This window comes from Bradyrhizobium sp. 23AC (assembly GCF_054863025.1).
Window position 1 is genome coordinate 159,906 of sequence record NZ_JAVAYN010000011.1, and the last position, 16,311, is coordinate 176,216.

Genomic DNA, 16,311 nt, shown 5'->3' on the forward strand with positions numbered 1-16,311 from the left:
CGCTTAGAAATAGCATTGCGAAAACTCCGGCTAGCGCACCTTCAGGCCGACAACGTAGCCGTCCTCGCGTTTGGCTTTGATCGAAAGACTGAACGGCAACGTCGGGTCATCGAGAATTGATCCTGAGGAAAACGGCGCCTCGAACAATTCCCCGTAGTTGAAGTTCGCCGTCGTTTTGGCCGGCACGATTCTCACCGGGCTCTGTCCAGTCGGGATGACGGCATCAACGCTATAGACAAGGACACCGTCGCCGGTGGTTGTGCCATCGTGGCCTCGAATCGGCTGTGCAAGTTCGATCGCGTACACTTTCGATGGATTCAACGCACCGTCGGCTGGTACCACAATCATCGAGGTTCCTGTGCTGCCTGGCAATGGTGTGAGGACAGTCTCACACTCACCGTGCGCCAGGTACGCCTTGCGCTCGTCTGCAAGCCAGCCAAGTTTGTGGCGATGCCAGCCGATCAGCGAAGTCCCCCGAAAGATATCGCCCATGATGTCCCAGGAGCCGGTCGTAAATCGCGGTGGCTCGAAGTTATAGAGATCAGGCAACCCGAGGGTGTGGCACACCTCATGACACAGGTTCATGTGGGTGTTGGTATAGCTGTCCTTGCCGAAGGTCACGCCCCAACGAACGGGCCCCGTTGGAGTCACAGGTGCATTGATCGGCGTGGCGATAAATGTTGGTGAACTAGCAATCCCGTCGGTCTTCGCGCCAACGACAAGCAACAGGGGGTGGGTTCGGACATCGAGTTCTGGGAAAAGTGCTGCGGCGTCTGACATATAGTCTTTGTGCTGCTCGAACGTGAAACGTTTGTTGGCGCCGGTGTAGCTGGTGGAGGGCTTAGGCATGCGCCGCCAGCCAGGAATTCTGGCAATCTCGAAGGTGAGGCGCCCGTACGATTGGTCCCTAAACCATTTCTCGGCCTTACCGTATCCGGTGAGATGATCGGCTATCCCTTCCGTGCCGCTGATATCGCCGGGTGCGTCAGCGAAGTCCACAAAGACCATCATCGCTCTCAGCGACCCAATAGCTGGGAGGCTTCGAGGGTCCGTCTGACCTTCGCTCAAATAGATATTCGACTTTCGGTCAAGAACCGGGATTCCGTCCGGCCCGGCGAATCGCGCCGGGCCTCCGGACATCACCGGAAGCCACGCTGAGACTCCAAGGGCCAACACATTACGACGCGTGATCCCTGACATGCTTGTCTCGAAGTCGCCTCCAGTCCGGGCCTGACATAGCCCAAGACTTCATTTTGAACTTGTCGAAGGGCAGAGCGTCATCTTGAGCGCCCTGTTCTGTGCAGCGCGGTCGGGAGATTTGTCCGATCTCTCGCGACGAAGCTGCAACAAGCTTAAGTGCTTGTGCGAGGAGCGATTATAGAAGTGAACCGGGCTCACGCTCCTCCCAATTATGGTAGGGAGCTGCGATCCGGCTTCCGATATTCTTCCATTCGGATCGATAAATCGCTCGTAACCGAAACCGCCGCAGTGTGTGGAGAATGACGGGTCGGTTCGAAGAATGGCGAGACGCTCTCAGAGCCGCCGCGGGACTTCGCCCAGGCGAGCGGAAGCAAGATGAGAGGTGAAGACCTGAGCTGAATACAGTATTGGCAGGTCACGTGCGCGCGGGGGCATCTGATGTCTCGCTGAACGGTCTGGATGCAAGCGAGGTCAAGCCACCACAAGATGGCAGCAATGACCTTACTTCGAGCGGTTGCGGAGGGAAGATCGCGGCCACTCTTGTAGAGATCGTCTCTACGGTCCGATTGGTCCATGACATCGTCATGAGCTTGAGCTGTTAGCGCATCCGGCTCCTCGACATATAGAGAGACCTAGGCGGAGGGTGAAGCCTAGTGGAACGACTATTGCAGTGGCGTCATGTCGAGAAGATGCTCGCAGCCCGCCTCGAGCCCGCCCCAGCATCTTGGAAAGCGTCCTTCTGCGCAGGTTGTCGCCACGGATTGGCCATCGCTCTACGTCTTCACCCCGCCTCAATGTCCAGCGTCAGCATCAATGCAACAAGCTGCAGGCCTTACGGAGGGAGAATGACTGGCCCATCTTTCAAGAAATTGGAGTTAGGCAGAACGCAAAGCACCGTGAGGTTCATAGATCGGCCAACATCTGCAATAAGAGAGTACCGGTCGAGGCAAGAGCCTCGGGCTTACGTGCAAATTGAAATGTGGAGACGTGGGGTTGCGAACAGATTTTTCGCGTATCAATCAGGATAAAGCTGTCTTTGATGACATCTATGCTTCGGATGATCCAAGAGCGTATTTCTCCGTCCTGGGAGGCCTGGATTACATGATCCCGGATGTGGCTGAGCCGGTCGTGCGTCAGATTCTGGCAGCGAGAGCCTCGGCAACCAGCCTTAAGCCGATCGTGCTTGATGTCGGCTGTTCATACGGCATCAACGCGGCGGTGCATCGGTTTCCACTGACCTTCGGCGGCTTGCGTCACCGCTATGCCCGGCGCGAGATGAGGGCGATCAGTTCCGAAACACTGGTGGATCTCGATCGCAGGTTTTATTCGGCTTGGCCTGATGTTGGTCTAGCGCGGTTTATCGGTCTCGATGTATCAGCACCGGCAATCAGCTATGCAACGGCCGTTGGCCTCCTTGAGCAAGGTATTGTCGCCGACCTCGAAAAGGAAGCGCTCTCGACAGAAAGCGCGCGTATTCTCCGCTCCATCGATGTCATCATGTCGACGGGCTGCATCGGCTACGTCACCGAGAAGACGTTCAGCAAAATTCTCGATGCGACAGGGAAGCGTCCATGGATCATCTCTTTCGTGCTGCGGATGTTCCCGTATGATGCCTTGGCTGCGACGTTCGCAAAGCGTGGTCTCGTGACGGAACGTCTTACTGGCGCGACATTTATTCAGCGTCGATTTCGCGATGCTGAGGAATTTGAAAGGAGTTTGGCCACATTGACAGCTCTTGGCATCGATGCGACCGGACTGGAATCGGAAGGTCTGTTCCACGCCGATCTGATCTTGTCCCGCCCCGAGGCGGATGCGCGCGCCGCTCCCCTGGAAGACATTGTCACCGTCGCCAGCGGTCGAGGTCGGCCAATCGGGCCGCGTTACGTTCACGTTGGAGGTGACGAGGGCTTGCAGATCGCACTCGAGCCGTGAGAGGTTCGCGTTTTCGAAGATAGCCGCGCGTGCGCCCCGGAACGGCACACCGAAGTGGATCATGCTCCCGTCCTTTCGAGGTGGAGCATGATGAGGCTTGACTGCGCGGCTGCGACAAGCGTTTTCACCATGCACGGCGGTACCGGGCCCGGGCGGTAGGCCCGCATCGGACAGCGCGCGAGGAGATTGGCCTGCACCCTGTCCAGGCCTCGCTGTAACTCGCGGGCGCATTTTGCGATTGAGGCGTATGGCGAGAACCAAGACGCCTTGATTCGCCTGTCCCCTACAAGGGCGCTCTCGGTCTGCATATCCATGAGCTTGCGGTAACGGACCGCCTCGAGCATTGGGCAGGCACCTTTGTTCGGCCCGGACCCTTCTGGCAGCGTGACGGTCTCGACCTATTCTCGCGAGCGGCTCTCAAGGGGCTTGAATCGCACGTAACGTGAGTTTGTATCATCATACGGGTAAGGCGGCGGACGACATCCGACCGTCGGTCACTTCCTGGCGCATGATGAGAATAGTGAACCTCACAGACTCTCGAACCTGCATCGCGACACTCTGTTCTGATGCCGGTGCACTCCCTACACGGCCAAGCGGTCACCACGCGCGGACCGCCGCTCCAGCGGCCGCTCGGGTTAACCGGGCACCTGAAATCGGAGCGCGGCATTCTCGCATCACGGCGGGGCTTGAACGCAAGCTCGCCCATCGCACGACGTCCGATCCGAGGACGCAACATCGGAAGCACGCCAACCGCTCGTGCAGCTAAGAGCGACGTCGGCGTCTCTTACGCGCGGGTGTCGTTTCCGACAGCATGAACAATATCGTAGATCACACCGACAGAGGATAGCCATTGAACCACAAGCAGCGAACCAGCGGGTCGTCGCGCCCCAGAGCGCATCACTATGCGATTGTTCTTTTTGGCGTTGCGATGACGACAGCTTTGTGCTGCGCAAATGCAGTTGCGCGAGATCGGCCGGTCCCAGCGGAGGCGCGACAGGCGTGCACACCGGATGCGTTTCGCCTCTGCGGCGCCCACATACCTGATGAGGACGCCGTCGCGGCCTGTCTCAAAGCCAATATCCACCGCTTGAGCGTGCAATGTCGTCAAATCATCTCAGTTCGGGATGCTGCCACAGGAACTGGCGGCCCGAGATGAAGTATGCGCGACAGCTGGTTTCGCCTGATCGTATTCGTGCCGCGGCACGTGTACGTGCCGCTGCCTTGGACCGCTCCGATCAACGGTTGTGACACGTGACGCGGGGCTGACAGGACGATCGTCGTGCCCAAGCCCAACGTCTGTGGTCGAGCACACCATGCAGCGGAAGGTACAGACATGCACGAACTGCCTTTTGATACCGTTTTGATCGCCAATAGGGGCGAGATTGCCGTTCGTATCATCAAGACCCTTCGCAAGCTGGGGCTTCGTTCTGCGATCGTCTACCACGACATTGATGCCGGCACGCTTGCCGTCTCCATGGCCGATGCAGCCATCGCGATCGGAGGACGCACGCCGATTGCGGCCTATCTCGACATCCCGCAGATGATCGCCGCCGCCCGAAAAGCGAACGCCGGTGCACTGCATCCAGGTTATGGATTTCTATCAGAGAACGCGGAGTTCGCCAGGGCCGTGACGAGCGCCGGCATCACGTTCATCGGGCCTGCCCCCGAAAGCATCGAACTGATGGGTGACAAAATCCGGGCTCGGAACTTCGTACAGCGGCACGGGTTTCCAGTCGCTCCTTGCACCATAGAGGAAGATGATCCAACGACCTTCGTGCGCAGAGCCCGGGCCATGGAAGCCCCTTTGGTCGTAAAGCCTTCCGCGGCCGGCGGCGGCAAGGGCATGCAGATTGTGCGCGACACCGCCGTCCTGGAGGACGCAATTGCACAGGCGCGCAGCGAGGCGCAGCGCTACTTCGCAGATGGGCGGCTTTATGTCGAACGATATATCGAAAGCGCGCGTCATATCGAAGTCCAGGTGCTCGGCGACGCATTCGGAAACGTTACTCATCTGTTCGAGCGGGAGTGCTCGATCCAGCGTCGGTTTCAGAAGGTCATCGAAGAGGCGCCCGCGCCGGGGCTGTCGTCGGAGTTGCGTCAACGGATCTGCGATACCGCCGTCGGCATTGCCCGTGCAGCCAACTATCATAGTGCAGGCACTGTCGAATTCATCCTTGGCGGAGGAGAGTTCCATTTTCTGGAAATGAACACACGTTTGCAAGTTGAGCATCCCGTGACCGAGATGATCACCGGCGTCGATCTTGTTGCCGAACAGATCCACATCGCCGCGGGCCGTCCACTCAGATTGGCCCAGTCCGACATTGTGCCGAGCGGACATGCGATCGAAGCCAGGTTGTGTGCCGAAGCGCCGGAGCGCGGATATGCGCCAACAACAGGTAAGGTCCTTGTGCTCGACTACCCCGAGAGCGACGGAATACGCATCGACAGCGGCCTTTCGCGAGGTCAGAAGGTCACGACAGCATTCGACCCCCTGCTCGCCAAGATCATCGTGCATTCGCCCTCCCGTATCGAGACTGCGCAAAAGGCGTATCGCGCGATGCGGGAGTTGGTGCTTCTCGGTTGCGCAACCAACGCAAGCTTCCTTGCCCGAATCCTCGCCGACGACGAATTTCTGCATGGACACATTCACACGGGTTATCTTGAGGAACATCCGCATATCGCCGCCGGCGAGCCTCGGGCCGACTTATCGGCCTTCCTGGCAGCAGGCGCTCTGCTGACCGGACCGGTCCGCGAATCGGCAGATGCCGTGTCCGACCTTCACGCGGCGCTGGGCAGTTGGAGAAACTAACGTGAATCACTCTTTCGAGGTCGATGGCGTCGAATACCAGCTATGGCTGTCACGATGCCGAGGGGACTACCGTCTCTGCCTGCATGACAGGGTGATTGCCCCGGTCGCGTTCTCCCATCGCGGTGACGGCTGCGGTGTTGTTATTATTGCGGGTGAAAGCCAGCCCGTCAGGTTCGCCATTGATGGCGAAACCATTCACGTGCACATGAGTGGCGAAACGCGCAGTTTGCATTACCGCGACCCATTGCGAACGCTTGCTACGTCGAAGCAGGAGATAAGCCAATCGGTCGCTCGCGCGCCAATGCCGGGCGTCGTCATTGTCGCCCGGGTTTCGCCTGGTCAGGCGGTTTTTGCCGGGACGGCCCTGATGACGATCGAGAGCATGAAGTTGGAGACCGTCATACGTTCGCCGCAAGATGGCATTGTCGAGCGAATTCACTTCAGGGAAGGCGAGAGCTTTGAGCAGGATGCTGTCCTGGTTACGCTCCTCAAGGAGCGGACCTGAAATGCAGCAGCTCTCGTCTCTGGTGGATGTCAATTCGGAAGACTATCGGCTCAACGAAGTTCATAACAGGCGACTTGCAAAAGAATTGGAGGAGCGCCAGCATGCCGCCCGCTTCGCGCGTCCGGTGCGGGATCTTGAGCGTCTCAAGCGCCAAAACAAGCTGTTCGTGCGTGATCGGATCGAGGCTTTGCTTGACCCGGAAACCCCGTTCCTCGAGCTTTCGACGCTGGCGGCTAGCAAAGCCTATGATGGTGAGGTGCCTGGCGCCGCTCAGGTCGTTGGAATCGGCATTGTCGCGGGTCGAGAGGTCGTCATCCACGCAGATGACGCTAGCGTCAAGGGCGGGGCGTGGTATCCGCTATCGGTCAAGAAGATCGTGCGGGGCTTGGACATCGCGATCGAGAACCGCCTGCCGGTCATTCATTTGTGCGACTGTGCCGGCGGCTTCTTGCCCTTACAGGCGGAGTTCTTTGCTGATCGCTATCACGCGGGTCGAATCCTTCGCAATCAGTCCATTCTTTCAAAGATGGGAGTACCGCAGGTCGGTATAGCCATGGGCCATTGCAGCGCCGGCGGCGCATACGTCCCGGCGCTTAGCGACTACAACATCATTGTTGAGGGCACGGGAGCGATCTTTCTGGGCGGTCCTCCAGTCGTCAAAGCTGCCACCGGCGCAGAGATTTCCGCCGAAGAACTCGGCGGCGCTCACTTGCATACCAGCGTATCGGGGACGAGCGACTATCTTGCAAGTTCGGAGCTGCATGCGATTGCAATTGCCCGAGATATCGTCGCTCGCTTCAGTGAACCTGTAAAAGCCCTGATCAACCGGGCCGCTCCGGAGCCGCCCGCCTATAGTGCATCCGAACTGTACGGTATTCTTCCGAGGGATCCTCGGACGCAATTCGACATGCGGGAGATCATTGCCCGTCTGGTTGATGGCAGCCGGTTCCACGAATATAAGTCACGTTATGGCGAGACTCTTGTTTGCGGCTTCGCGCGTCTGCATGGCTATCAGGTTGGTATTCTCGCAAACAACGGTGTGCTCTTGAGCGAAAGCGCACTGAAAGGCGCTCACTTCATCCAATTGTGCGACAAGTCGCGAACACCTCTGCTGTTTTTGCAGAATACGACCGGCTTTATGGTGGGCCGCGACTACGAACGGCGTGGCATAACCAAGGACGGCGCCAAGCTGATCATGGCTGTCTCCGGGGCGTCGGTGCCAAAATTCACAATCGTCTGTAACGCCTCCCACGGAGCTGGAACCTACGCTATGGCGGGACGGGCTTTCGATCCGCGTTTTGTGTTCACGTGGCCGCAGTCTCAGATTTCGGCGATGGGCGCCGAGCAGGCAGCGGGCGTGCTGACACATGTCAAGGCAAGACAGCTGGCCCGTCACGATGGGCACCTCTCCACGGAGGATTTGGCAGCCATTCGCCAGCCGATCCTGGAAGAATATCGGGAGCGGTCGAGCGCGTATTATGCGACATCCGAGTTGTGGGATGACGGCATTCTTGATCCGGTCGATACCAGAAACGCGCTTGCAATCGTTCTGAGTGCCTCGCTCAACAGCCCAATCACCTCGCCGCATTACGGCGTACTCCGAATGTGACGTCCTTCCGATTTGGATAGGTTGCGAGCACGAGAGAAGACTCGCAAAGGCGCCGCGCCCCGATGAAATTGCCAAAGCGCCTCTGCCGTGAGTAGGTCAAGAAGGCGGTCGCCGTCGGTGCATCTGCTGGTGGAGTGACGTTGATCACCGATTCGGTTACCGCGTTCTCCCTGAAAATCCCGCTCATTGCACGAGATGTTCATTCCGCCGATCGGCAGATCAAGCTCGCGGATTTCGATCTATTCGCCCCCCTCGTAGAACAGCTCGAGGGGCAGGCCGACCAGCGATTTGCCGATCCAGTCCCGGGCAATGATGTTCGAGGGTCCCATCGCGATGGCTGCGCGCGCGTCGCGGAACGCGCGCTCGATCGGCCCACGGTGATAGCCGTAGCCGCCTGTCACTGTCAGTGCCGTCGCAGCGACTTTGTTCGCGACTTCGGCGGCATGGACCTTGAACTCGGTCAGCGGGATCAGGATTTCGCTCTGTGGCTTACCAGCGCGCCACAGCGCGTCAAGCCTTGCGGCCAGTTCGAGACGCCACGGCCGCAGCGTCTCGACAAGCACCTTGGCCGCACCGAGCTCCTGACGAATTGCTTGGTAGTCCGAGAGACTCTTGTTCCGGTCCTTATGCACGAAGCTCGTGGTGTGCGCGACCGCCGCGCTCAAGGCGCCGCGGGCCACGCCTTCCCAGACCGCGCCGAGCCCGATCAGATAGACTGGTGATACGCCGTTATAGATGATTTCCTTGCCCTGCCCTTCGGCGCCGAGCCGATCCCGTCGGGGTACCCGCACGTTCGTGTAGCGGATGGGGCCCGAGTGATTGCCACGCACGCCGAGGGCATCCCAAGGCTTCGCTTCTATACCCGGAGACTTGCCCTCAACAATGAAAAAGACGATATCGGCCTGGTCCTTGGCGCCGGGCGTGCGCGTCTGCACCACATAGAAGTCGGCCTGACCGGAACTCGTTGTGAAGGATTTCTCGGCATTGACCCGATAGTCCTCACCGTCACGCGAGGCTTCAGACAAATTATACCACCAGTGTCCGCCGGTGGCGCGTTCACTGGTCGAATAGGTGCCAAGCAGGCCGCCATTGCGGGTCTTGAGCCAGCGCTCCTTCTGATCATCGCTGCCGAACAGATTGATGGTCTGCGCCGCACCGACATGCATGATGTAGACGAGGCCGGTCGACGCGTCGGCTTGTCCGATGCGGTAAGCGGCTTCCGCAAAATCGACATGACCAAGCCCAAGTCCGCCAAACCGCGGCTCGTTCAGCACGCCGGTCCAACCAGCCTCCGCCAACGCCTTTAGATTCTCCCTGGGAAAGCGGCTTTCGAGATCATTACGGTCGGCGTTGACCTTGACGGTCGCATCGATTGCGGCATCCAGCCGGGAATAGACCTCCAGATCGATCTTGCGCGCCAGATTTTCGTTAGCCATGGTCCTTCTCCCCTGTGTTGATCAATGGTCAGCAACGGCGCGGATGAGCGGTTTCTCGCCGACATCCGTTTGCTGTGAACCGCCGAGATAAAGTGCCTTGATGTCATCGCGATTGCGCAACGCGACGGACGCGCCGGACAGCACGCTGCGGCCGTTCTCAAGGACGACCGCATGATCGGAAAAGCGCAGCGCGACCGTCGAATTCTGTTCAGCGACGAGGATCGAGAGACCCTGTTCGCGGTTGAGCTGCTTCAGAGCACGGAAAATGCCTTCGACGACGAGCGGCGCGAGCCCCATCGACGGCTCGTCGAGCACCAGCAATCGCGGCCGCGACATCAGCGCGCGGCCGATCGCGGTCATCTGCTGCTCGCCACCCGAGGTGAGCCCGGAGATTGTCTTGCGATGGTCCTTCAACCGCGGAAAGAGCTTGTAGATGTCGTCGAGACCGGCGCGGATCTCGCGAGATTTTGCGTCGCGGCCGATCGCGCCGGTGATCAGATTCTCTTCCACCGTTAGCGATGGGAAGCAATGCCGGCCTTCAAGGACCGGAACAATTCCGGCGCGGACCAGCTTCGCAGGCGATGCGGATGCAATGTCGCGACCCTGAAAAACAATGCGTCCGGCGGCCACGTGGCCCCGCCGCGCCGGCAGCAGCGCCGAGACTGCCTGCAGCGTCGTCGACTTACCGGCGCCATTTGCGCCGAGCACGGCAACGATCTCGCCGGGCCGAACCGCGAACGATACGTCATTCACGGCACGAATGGCGCGATTGTAGGTTGCGGCCAATCGCTCGACTGAAAGCAGAACGTCACTCATGCCTGACCCATTCATCTGAGCCTGCGGGAGCCGCTGCTCCCGCAGGTATTGAGCGTCGCGTTTACGCTACTGGCCCACCGGATCGTCACCGGAGGTACGGATCTTGATGGCGTGCTCCTTCGCATAGGCCGCCGACGATTTCTCGATGATCGGCCGGAGGAACGCCCAGTCGGGTGCGATCCAGTCCGAGACGACCTTCCACTTGCTGCCGTCCCACTGCTGGAAGGTGACGCGGCCGTCGCCTTCATGATTGTCCCAGGTGACGTTGATCGAGTGGAACAGGCCCTTCGCGCCCAGCGCCTCCACCCGTGCCGGATCGAGTTGCAGGTGCTCAAAGCCCCAACGGACCTCGTCGCCGGTCAAGGTACGCTTACCGAACTTTGCCTGCGCAATCCGGACCGCTTCGACGTTGAGGATGCCGTTCACGATCCCGAGGTTATGATAGACACTGCCGATCCGCTTCTTATCGTCGAGATTGCCCTTGTTCGCGCCGTAGACGGTCTTGATCACCTCCTGCAGCACCGGATATTCGGCGCCAGAGGCCTGGGTCGTGATCGCAATGTAGCCCTTGGCCGCATCGCCGGCGGGGATGACGTCCTCCTCGGAATTGGACCAGACATTGCCGATGATGTGGTCAGCGGGGAAGCCGACCTTCTGCGCGGTTTTCAGGGCTACCGGGTTCATCACGCCCCAGCCGCGCAGCACCACATAATCCGGCTTCGCCCGACGGATCGAGAGCCATTGCGATTGCTGCTCATTGCCCGGATGCGGCACCTCGATCTGCTCGAGGCCAAACCCGTATTTGTCCGCCAGCAGCTTGTAGATCGGAATCGTCTCCTTGCCGTAGGGCGAACCATGATAGAGCACGGCAATCTTCTTGCCTTTCAGCTTGTCCGGACCGCCCTCCCTTGAGGCAATGTAGTTCACGATGCCGGAGGTCTCGCTGTAGGGATTGAGCAGCAGCGGAAAGACGTAAGGGAATATACGGCCATCAGTCGAATCGGTACGACCGTGATTGACGGTGATCAGCGGCACCTTGTCCTTGGTGATGCGGTCAATCATGGCATAGGCAATGCCGACCGACAGCGGATTCCAGGCCGCGATTCCTGGGCGGCTCTTCAGCCGCTCATAGACTTCGATGCCACGCTCGACCTCGTACTGGGTCTCGCCTTCATCCCAGGTCAGCTTCACGCCGTTGACGCCACCATCCCGGGTGTTGACCAGATTGAGATAGTCGATGAAGCCCCCGAAGAACCCGGTGCCGCCCGCGGCATAGGGACCAACGCGATAGCTCTGGAGCGGGAAAAACTGTTCGTCGGCGTGCGCCGCCAACGTCCCGGTTAGGCCGACGACGAGCGCCACGCCCATCGTCACCTTCAAACGTCTCAACATGTTCATTGCAAGCTCCTTTGGGTTAAGTCCATCTCAACTCGGGATCGCTGGGCGCTTCGCGGGCCGAACGGCGGTCCAGACACGGTCCCACAGGGCGATCAACCCGCGGGGCTCGGCGATCAGAAACGCAATGATGAGCGCACCGATGACGATACGCTGGCTCATCTCCAGCACACCGGAATCGAAGACGCTGCCGAACAAGGCGGCGCCGATCCGCGACAGCAGAAGCGGGAACACAACGATGAAGGCCGCGCCGGCGAAAGATCCGCGCAGCGAGGCCAAGCCGCCGATGATGATGATGAACAGGATCTGGAACGAGCGATCGAGGTTAAAGCCGGCCGGTTCGACCGTGCGCAAATACGCAAACGCCCAGAGAACGCCGGCGACGCCGATCAGGAAGGACGAGGTCGCGAAGGCGAGCAGCTTGGTACGCAGCAGCGGCACGCCGATCACCTTTGCCGCGATCTCGTGGTCGCGCACCGCGACGAAGTTGCGGCCGGACTGGGAGCGTACAAGTCGCAGGGTCAACAGCGTCAACACGATCACGATCGTCAGCGAGAAGACGTAACGTTCGGCGGCGCTGGTAAACGTGACGCCGCCAATATTGAGAACCGGCGCGTCGATCACCCCGGACGGATTGTCGTTGGAGAACCAGCCGAACTTGGTGAGCGCCCATTGCACGAAGAATTGCGCGGCGAGCGTCGATACCGCGAGATAGAAGCCACGCAGCCGCAGGCTCGGCAGCCCGAACACGATGCCGATTGCCGCCGAAATGCCGCCGGCCAGCACCAGATCGACCAGCAGCGGCAAGGCCGGGACGCGAATATGGAGGTTGTAGGCGGCATACGCGCCGACAGCGAGGAAGGCCGCCGAACCAAGCGAAACCTGCCCCGCATAGCCGGTGAGGACGTTGAGCCCGACCGCGGCAAGCGCCAGCGCCAGGAACGGCGTGAGCACGGCATCCAGCACATAGTCCGATCCCGCAAGCGGAACGACGCCGTAGGCGGCCACGATCGCGATGCCGATCCACAGCGTCTCGGCCGAAGGCCAGCGCAGTCTGGCGGGCGTAAGAGCGGTCATAGCCTACACCCTTTCCACCAGCTTCTGGCCGAACAGGCCAGATGGCCGGATCAGCAAGAGCGCGAGTGCCACGACATAGGCTGCCCACGCCTCGATGCCGCCGCCAAAGAACGGCCCGACATAGACCTCTGCCAGTTTTTCGATGGCGCCGACGAGGAGACCGCCGACGATTGCACCGGCGATCGAATCGAACCCGCCGAGCACCAGCGCCGGCAGCGCTTTCAACACGACGAGCGACAGCGAGAACTGCACGCCGAGCCGTGCGCCCCACAAGAGGCCGCCGACGAGGGCAACGATTCCGGCCACCGTCCAGACCGCGGCCCACACCCGCGGCAGGCGCAGGCCCACCGCAAGGGCGGCAAATTGATCATCGGCTACGGCACGAAACGATAGCCCGGTGCGGGTATAGCGAAAGAACAGCGCAAACAGCGCAACCAGGCTGCCCGCGACGGCCGCCGCAAACAGGTCGAACTGACTGATCAGCACGCCCGCCACTTCGAACGGCGTGTCGCTGATGCCGATGTCGAGGCCATGCACCTGCGTGCCCCACAGAAGCTGCGCAGCGCCCTCGATCACGTAGGAGAGTCCAAGCGTCGCCATGAACAACGTAATCGGTGGCTGGTTGACCAGCGGCCGCAGCACCGCCCTCTCAATGACGATGCCTAACACGATCATGATCGCCAGCGTTGCCGCCAGCGCTGCGGCAAACGATGTACCTCGCTCGACCAGGCTGACGAAGGTCAGCGCAGCAAACAGCAGCATCGCGCCTTGCGCGAAGTTGAGCACGCCGGAGGTCTTGTAGATCAGTACGAACCCGATCGCCACCAGCGAGTACATCACCCCCGAAAGCAGGCCGCCAATCAGAACCTCGATCAGAAACTGAAAATCGATCATCAGATCGCAAGCTCCGTATCGTCCTCATGTGCGACGCCGAGATAGGCATCGATCACTGCTGGGTCGGCGCGGACCTGGTCGGGCGTGCCGTCGGCGATCTTTCGTCCGTAATCGAGCACGGCCACGCGGTCGGACAGCCCCATCACGACGCCGATGTCGTGCTCGATCAGGACGATGGTGGCGCCGAAGCTGTCGCGGGCGTTGCGCACATGCTGCGACAACTCCTGTTTCTCCGTGACCGTCACGCCGGCGAACGGCTCGTCCAGCAACAGGAGCTTCGGTCGGGCAACCAGTGCCCGCGCCAGTTCGACCCGCTTCTGGAGCCCGTAAGGCAGCGTTCCGGCCATGCGATCTTGAACCTCGCAGAGGTGCAGGAAAGAGATCACCTCTTCCGCAGCCGCGCGATTCTCTGCCTCGATCCGCCGCGCCAATGGTGAGCCGACGATCTGCCGCAGAAAACCCGCGCGCACGCGATGCGCCAGCCCCATCAGCACATTGTCGAAAACGGAATGCCCCTTGAACAGGGCAAGGTTCTGAAACGTCCGGGCCACGCCATGCGCGGCAAGCTTCGACGTCGGCACTTCGCGAAATGAGCGATCGCCGAACCACACCTCGCCCTGATCGGGTCGATAAACCCCGCTGACGATGTTGAGCAGCGAGCTCTTACCGGCGCCGTTCGGCCCGATCACCGCCCGGATTTCGCCCTCGGCGACGTGCAGATCGACATCGCGAAGCGCCGCGACCCCGCCGAATGTCAACGAAATATTCGCAAGTCCGAGGACCGGCCGCGCGAGCGTTTGGCCGGCCGGCTCGGTGCGGCTCGGTATCGCCTCACCCCGTTCTGCACTCGACCCACGCACGTCTCCATCCGGAGGCAGCTCCTCCAGCCGAAGTACGCCGGCTCCTGTCGCAATCCCCGCCACCTGGCTGCCTTTCCTTGCGCCTATTCAGCAGCCTGAACGTGTGCGGGCACTCTCGCCTCGAGCTCGCGGACCAGCGGGATCACATGCTTGCCGAAATATTCGACCTCTTCCTGGAAATGCAGGAACCCCAGCAGAATCAGATCAGCGCCCGCGCGTTTGAGCTCGATGATGCGTTCGGCGACCTGCTGCGGCGTGCCGATCAGATTCGAGCGGAAGCCGTCGTTGTACTGGACGAGATCCTGGAAGGTGGATTTGGCCCAATTGCCCTCACGCTCGGGGCTGGCATTGCCGGCATTCTGGACCTCATGGTGGAAGCCACGCACGGCATCCGGGATCGCTTTGTCGAGAATTTCCTGCAGGACGTCCCTGGCTTCCTTTTCGGTTTGCCGGACGATGCCGAACGCGTTGATGCCGATCTTGGTTCGCCAGTTCTTGCCGAACGCCTTTTCCTTGCTTCTGATGTCGTCGACTTGCGTCTTCAGACCGTCTGGGGTGTTACCGTTGGTGAAATACCAGTCGGAGACGCGGGCGGCCATGTCGCGGGCAGCGCGCGAGGAACCGCCCTGGAAAATCTCCGGCAGCGGGTCGAGCGGCTTCGGCTTCACGGAGTAGTCGCGAAATCGGTAGAAGTCGCCGTTGATGGTGAAGCTCTCCTCGTTCCAGATCCCACGCAGCGCGTTGATGAACTCTTCCGAGCGGCGGTAGCGCTCGTCATGATCCAGCCAGGGTTCGCCGATCGCATGGAATTCACCGCGGAACCAGCCCGAGACGATATTGACCGCGACCCGGGCATTGGTCAGGTGGCTGATCGTCGCAATCTGCTTTGCGGCCAGCGCCGGATTCCATGGGCCGGGAAGGATGGCGGCGATGACGTTGAGCTTTTCGGTGGCTGCGAGAAGTGCGTGCGAGAAGCTGACGGATTCGTGCTGCTTGTCGGCACCATAGCCTGCGGTGAAGCGGATCTGGCTCAACGCGTAGTCGAAGCCGGCCTTCTCGGCGATCTGGGCCAGTTTGCGATTGTAATCGACTTCCCAACTGGTGCGCTGTTCGATCGAGGAAATGACGAGGCCGCCCGACACGTTCGGCACCCAATAGGCGAATTTGATGGCATTGCTGTTCGTGGTCATGCTGTCACCTCACGTGATTGGCTTGTGATCGGCGAACGGCGGGTTAAAGCAGGCAGCACAGTGCATTCACGCCGCTCGGGACAAGCGAGTGCATACCCAATTCAATCCGACGCTAAGCTAGAAGTCGTAGAATTCTTGGCGATCTGCGGTGCAGGTGCCATTGACGCAGGATGGCCTCATCAACAGAGCGGCGCGCCCACCATAAGACGCGAAGTCCTCCGCGTGGCGGAACGTTCGGCCTCCTCGACGAGATCATTGCAAACCATCAGCGCTTCCCTCTCTCAAGCACCATTGATTGACGGTCGATAGTCCCAGAGAACCCATGAGCGCGCGAGTCTAAGACCAACTCTTTTTCGAGGTATCCGAGAAACTCATTTTTTTAGATTCGCAACAAGCGGCTTGTTTGTTGCTCCACGACCAAGACTCGCGTCGCACAATCACCGATGCCGACATTCCCTGGTCGCGACCGTCTGAAGCGGACGACTCCCGCGTTGGGAGCGCAACCATTCATCTTCAAGCGGTCAGCGTTGCCTCCAACCGTTTTGCGGTGCCTTCACCTGGCCCTGACCCGCGCGGACGGCCGACGCC

12 protein-coding genes are annotated in these 16,311 nt (G+C 60.3%); 4 read left to right on the top strand and 8 right to left on the bottom strand.

Annotated features, from left to right (window positions below; all coding sequences use genetic code 11):
- Positions 1-30: 30 nt before the first annotated feature.
- Entirely contained in the window at positions 31-1,011 is a 981-nt protein-coding gene (locus RAD10_RS24740; RefSeq protein WP_461619538.1) for a metallopeptidase domain-containing protein, read from the bottom strand.
- Positions 1,012-2,193: 1,182 nt separating this feature from the next.
- Here RAD10_RS24740 and RAD10_RS24745 point away from each other — a divergent pair.
- The 4 genes from RAD10_RS24745 to RAD10_RS24760 all read left to right on the top strand — a co-directional run bounded on the left by RAD10_RS24745 (position 2,194) and on the right by RAD10_RS24760 (position 8,055).
- Positions 2,194-3,132 (top strand): class I SAM-dependent methyltransferase, encoded by a 939-nt coding sequence (locus tag RAD10_RS24745; RefSeq protein ID WP_461619539.1) that lies wholly within the window; start codon positions 2,194-2,196, stop codon positions 3,130-3,132.
- 1,333 nt (positions 3,133-4,465) lie between these two features.
- Positions 4,466-5,941, top strand: a complete 1,476-nt coding sequence (locus RAD10_RS24750; RefSeq protein WP_461619540.1) for an acetyl-CoA carboxylase biotin carboxylase subunit — start codon at positions 4,466-4,468, stop codon at positions 5,939-5,941.
- A 1-nt stretch (position 5,942) separates the two neighbouring features.
- On the top strand, positions 5,943-6,446 hold the full coding sequence (locus RAD10_RS24755) for an acyl-CoA carboxylase biotin carboxyl carrier protein subunit (RefSeq protein WP_461619541.1): 504 nt from the start codon (positions 5,943-5,945) through the stop codon (positions 6,444-6,446).
- Position 6,447: 1 nt separating this feature from the next.
- Positions 6,448-8,055, top strand: coding sequence for an acyl-CoA carboxylase subunit beta (locus tag RAD10_RS24760; RefSeq protein ID WP_461619542.1), 1,608 nt, complete (start codon positions 6,448-6,450; stop codon positions 8,053-8,055).
- 239 nt (positions 8,056-8,294) lie between these two features.
- Here the strand turns inward: RAD10_RS24760 and RAD10_RS24765 are convergent, their stop codons facing one another.
- The 7 genes from RAD10_RS24765 to sfnG form a co-directional block, all read right to left on the bottom strand.
- Positions 8,295-9,491 (bottom strand): acyl-CoA dehydrogenase family protein, encoded by a 1,197-nt coding sequence (locus RAD10_RS24765; RefSeq protein WP_461619543.1) that lies wholly within the window; start codon positions 9,489-9,491, stop codon positions 8,295-8,297.
- Between the two features lie 21 nt (positions 9,492-9,512).
- Entirely contained in the window at positions 9,513-10,307 is a 795-nt protein-coding gene (locus RAD10_RS24770) for an ABC transporter ATP-binding protein (RefSeq protein ID WP_461619544.1), read from the bottom strand.
- A gap of 66 nt (positions 10,308-10,373) precedes the next feature.
- Positions 10,374-11,705, bottom strand: a complete 1,332-nt coding sequence (locus RAD10_RS24775; RefSeq protein WP_461619545.1) for an ABC transporter substrate-binding protein — start codon at positions 11,703-11,705, stop codon at positions 10,374-10,376.
- 27 nt (positions 11,706-11,732) lie between these two features.
- The gene (locus tag RAD10_RS24780) at positions 11,733-12,779 is read right to left on the bottom strand and encodes a branched-chain amino acid ABC transporter permease (protein WP_461619546.1); all 1,047 of its coding nucleotides are present in this window, start codon (positions 12,777-12,779) and stop codon (positions 11,733-11,735) included.
- 3 nt (positions 12,780-12,782) lie between these two features.
- A complete protein-coding gene (locus RAD10_RS24785) occupies positions 12,783-13,673 on the bottom strand; it encodes a branched-chain amino acid ABC transporter permease (protein WP_461619547.1) in 891 nt (296 codons plus the stop codon).
- A complete protein-coding gene (locus RAD10_RS24790) occupies positions 13,673-14,500 on the bottom strand; it encodes an ABC transporter ATP-binding protein (protein ID WP_461619592.1) in 828 nt (275 codons plus the stop codon). The genes RAD10_RS24785 and RAD10_RS24790 overlap by 1 nt, the downstream gene beginning before the upstream one ends.
- Before the next feature lie 116 nt (positions 14,501-14,616).
- Positions 14,617-15,723 carry a dimethylsulfone monooxygenase SfnG gene (gene sfnG, locus RAD10_RS24795; protein ID WP_375849153.1) on the bottom strand — a complete coding sequence of 369 codons (1,107 nt, stop codon included), beginning with the start codon at positions 15,721-15,723 and terminating at the stop codon, positions 14,617-14,619.
- Positions 15,724-16,311: the final 588 nt, after the last annotated feature.